Source organism: Streptomyces europaeiscabiei (assembly GCF_001550375.1).
Taxonomy (GTDB): Bacteria; Actinomycetota; Actinomycetes; order Streptomycetales; family Streptomycetaceae; genus Streptomyces; species Streptomyces europaeiscabiei.
Map to the genome: position 1 here is coordinate 1 of NZ_LRTR01000651.1, position 4,511 is coordinate 4,511.

The 4,511-nt window shown below is 74.2% G+C and carries 1 protein-coding gene; it reads right to left on the minus strand.

Annotated features, from left to right (window positions below):
- Positions 1-4,511: SDR family NAD(P)-dependent oxidoreductase (locus AWZ10_RS31690; RefSeq protein ID WP_159058417.1), on the minus strand; the 4,511-nt coding region annotated here is incomplete at both ends.

Genomic DNA, 4,511 nt, shown 5'->3' on the forward strand with positions numbered 1-4,511 from the left:
ACCAGCGCCCGCAGCAGCGCGGGCACGCCCGCGCCACGCCCCAGCGCCGCCAGGTCGAACTTCACCGGAACCAGGTGCGGCTCGGGCCGGCGCAGCGCCGCGTCGAGCAGGTCGAGCCCCTCGGCGAGCGTCAGCGGATGGGCGCCCTGGCGGCGCATCCGGGCCAGCTCGGCCTCGCCCAGGTGCGCGGTCATTCCGGTGCCGTGCTGCGCCCACAGGCCCCACGACAGGCTCACCGCGGGCAATCCCCGGTGGCGGCGGTGCGCGGCGAGCGCGTCCAGGAAGGCGTTGGCCGCGGCGTAGTTGCTCTGGCCCGGCGAGCCGAGCGTGCCCGCGGCCGAGGAGAACAGCACGAACGCGGCCAGGTCCAGGCCCGCGGTCAGCTCGTGCAGGTGCACCGCGCCGTCGACCTTCGGGCCGAACACCGCCGCCAGCCGCTCGGCGCTCTGCCCCGCCACCATGCCGTCGTCGATCACCCCGGCCAGATGCAGCACGGCCGTCCACGGGCGGTCGCCGGGCACGTCGGCGAGGACGGCCGCGACCTGGTCGCGCACCGCCACGTCGCAGGCGACGATCCGCACATCGGCCGCGCCCGCCTCCTCCAGGGCCGCGGCCACGGCGTCCGCGCCGGGCGCGTCCGGACCCCGGCGGCCGGTCAGCACCAGGTGACGCACGCCGTGTTCGCGCACCAGCCGCTCGGCAACGGCCCGGCCCAGTTCACCGGTGCCCCCGGTGATCAGGACGGTGCCCTCCGGATCCAGCGGCTGCGGCGCGGTGAGCACCAGCTTGCCGGTGTGCCGCCCCTGGCCCATGTACCGGAGCGCGTCGGGCGCGTTCCGCAGGTCGTAGGCCGTGTACGGCAGTGGCGCCAGCGCCCCCTCGGCCAGCAGCTCGGTGAGGATCGCGAACATCTCCCGGATCCGCAGCGGGCCGCTCTCGATCAGGTCGAACGCCTGGTAGCGGACCCCGGCGTGGACGGCGGCCACCTCGTCGGCGTCGCGGACGTCGGTCTTGCCCATCTCGAGGAACCGGCCGCCCTCACCGAGCAGCCCCAGCGAGGCGTCGACGAACTCCCCGGTGAGCGCGTTCAGGACGATGCCGATGCCCTGCCCGCGCCACTTCTCGGCGAAGCCGGTGTCGCGCGAGGAGGCGATGCGGTCGTCCGCGAGGCCCAGGGCGCGCAGCGCCGGCCACTTGCCCTCGCTCGCCGTGCCGTACACCTCGGCACCCAGGTGCCGGGCCAGCTGGACGGCGGCCATGCCGACACCGCCGGCCGCCGCGTGCACGAGCACCTTCTCACCCGCGCGCAGCCCGCCCAGATCGGTCAGCGCGTAGTACGCGGTGAGGAACGCCAGCGGCACGGTCGCGGCCTGCGCATAGCCCAGGCCCTCGGGGACGCGGGCCACCACGCGGGCGTCGGCACGCACCTCGGTGCCGAACGTGGCGACGGACAGGCCCATCACCCGGTCGCCGACCCGCAGATGCGTCACGTCCGAGCCGGCCTCCACGACGTCACCGGCGAACTCCAGACCGAGCTCCGGCGCGTGCACCACGTCCAGGGCGTTGAGCACGTCACGGAAGTTCAGGCCGGAGGCGCGCACCCGCACCCGCACCTCCCCGGCGCCCAGCGGCGCGGAGCGGTCCACGGGCACGGCGGTGAGCGCGTCCAGGCGGCCCTTCTCCCGGACGGTCAGGTGCCACGGAGCGTCCCCGGCGGGCACCGCCACCGTGGTGCCCGCCCCCTGGGCGCGTACCAGGCGCGGGACGTACCCGCCGTCGCCGCGCAGCACCAGCTCCGGCTCACCGTCGGCGGCGAGCGCGGCGTGCAGCATCGCGGGATCCAGCGGCTGCGTGCCCACGTCGACCAAGCGCAGCAGCCGCTCCGGCTGCTCGGCCCGTGCGGTGCGTACCAGACCCCACACGGCGGCGTCCGCGAGGCCGCCCGCCTCGTCCTCCGGGCGGGCGGCGACGGCGTCCCGCGTCACCCACACCACCTCGGTGCCGTGCAGGTGCTCGTCGGCCAGGACCCGCTGGACGAGCGCGAGCGCGTCCAGCGCCGCGCCCCGCGCGTCAGCGGCCGGGGCACCGGTCCTGTTCGCCGTCAGGTCCACGACGAGGCGGCGCGGCGCGGCACCCTCGGCGAGCGTCTCGGCAGCCGTCACCCCGAGCGCCTGGGCGACCGTGCCGTCGCCGAGCACCAGCAGCCCCTCGCCGCCGGTTTCGGGCCGTGCGTCCGTCTCCAGGCGCATCCGCTGGAAGTCCAGGCGGTACAGGTGCTCCGCCCCGGCGTCCTGGGCGGCCCGCAACTGCTGTGCCGTCGCCCGCTGCATCCTGAGCGCACGGGCTCGCAGCACCGGCGCTCCCTCGGCGTCCGTCACCAGGACGGACGCCACCGGAGCCTGGTCCTCGGGCTCCAGAAGCTCGATCCGCACCCGCAGCTCGGTGCTTCCGGTCGCGTACAGCTCCACGTCCGACCATGCGAACGGCAGGACCACCGCGTCGCCCTGTGGCCGGTCGTCCGCCGACGTGATCCCGGCGAGCACGTGCAGCGCGCTGTCGAGGAGCGCCGGATGCACTCCGTATCCCTCGGTCGTGCCCGCAGCCTCCGGCAGCACGACCCGCCCGTACGCCACCCTGCCCCGGGTGCGCAGTTCCTTCAGGGCGCGGAACGCCGGACCGTATGTGAAGCCCTGCGCGTCCAGGCCCTCGTAGAAGCCGCCGAGGTCGACCGGGTCGGTGTCCGGGACGGGCCAGCCGTTCAGCTCCGGCGCCGCCTGCACGCCGTCGTCCGCGGGCGCGGCGTCGGCGACCTCACCGGTCGCGTTGAGCTGCCACGCGCCCGGGTCCGGCGTGTCCTCGACCTGGCTGTAGACCGCGAGGGCGCGGTGCCCGTGCTCGTCGGGGCCTTCGACGCGAACCTGCAGCCGCACCGCCGTGTCCGCCACGAGCGGCTTGGCCAGGGTCAACTCGCGCACCCGCGCGGCCCCCACGGCCCGCGCGGCCGCGAGCGCCACGTCCACCAGGCCGGTGCCGGGCACCAGCGTCCCGCCGAACACCGCGTGGTCGGCGAGCCAGGTGTGCGTGCGCGGCGAAAGGCGCCCGCTGAGCAGGTGACCGTCGTTGTCCGGAAGGGTGGCCACCGCCGTCAGCCATGCGTGGTCGGCGGGCGTGAGCCCCGCCGCGGCGATGTCGGTCTCCGTCCGGGCCCCGGAGGTCGCGGGCAGCCAGTAGCGCTGGTGCTGGAAGGCGTAGGTGGGCAGGGGGGCCGGGGTGGGGTGGCTCGGAGCGAGCAGGGCGGACCAGTCGATGGTTCGGCCGTGGGTGTGGAGGTGGGCGGCGGCCTGTGTGAGGGCGAGGGCTTCGGGGCGGTCCTTGCGCTGGGCGGGGATGACGTGGGCCTGGGTGTCTTCGGGGAGGCAGGTGGTGGTCATGGCGGCGGCGGTGCCGTCGGGGCCGAGTTCGAGGTAGGTGGTGGTGCCGAGGTTGTTGAGGGTGGTGATGCCGTGGGCGAAGCGGACGGTGTTGCGGATGTGTCGGGCCCAGTAGTGGGGGGTTTGGATGTCGTCGGTGGCGAGTTGGCCGGTGAGGTTGGAGATGACGGGGATGGTGGGTGGGTGGAAGGTGAGGGTGGTGAGGGTGGTGCTGAATTCGTCGAGGATGCTTTCCATGTGGGGGGAGTGGAAGGCGTGGGAGACGTTGAGCCACTTGGTTTTGCGGCCTTCGTCTTCGAAGTGGCGGGTGATGTCTTCGACGGCTTGGTCGTCGCCGGCGATGACGGTGGAGCGGGGTCCGTTGAGGGCGGCGATGGAGACTTGGTGGGTGCGGCCTTGGAGGTGGGGGAGGACTTCGTCTTCGGTGGCTTGGAGGGCGACCATGGGGCCGCCTTCGGTGGCGGTTTGCATGAGTCGGGCGCGGGTGGCGACGAGGGTGCAGGCGTCGGGGAGGGTGAGGATGCCGGCGATGTGGGCGGCGGTGACTTCGCCGATGGAGTGGCCGATGAGGTGGTCGGGGGTGATGCCCCAGGATTCGGTGAGGCGGTAGAGGGCGACTTGGTAGGCGAAGAGGGCGGGTTGGGTGTATTGGGTCTGGTGGATGTCTTCGCTGGTGTGGACGAGGTCGCGCAGGGGGCGGCCCAGGAGTGGGTCGAGGTGGGTGCAGACCTCGTCGAAGGCTTGGGCGTAGGTGGGGTAGTGGGTGTAGAGGTGTTGGCCCATGCCGGTGCGTTGGGTGCCCTGGCCGGGGAAGACGATGGCGAGGGTGCCGTGTTTGGCGGGCTGGCCGGTGACGAGGTGGGGGGATGTCCGGTCTTCGGTGAGTGCGTCGAGGGCGGTGAGGAGTTCGTCGGGGGTGGTGGCGGTGGCCACGGCGCGGTGGTCGAAGTGGGTGCGGGTGGTGGCCAGGGCCAGGGCGGTGTCGTGGGGGTCGGTGGTGGGGTGGGCGCGGACGTGGGCGGCCAGGCGGGCTGCCTGGTCACGCAGCGCGGCCGCGGTCCTGCCCGACACCGTCCACGG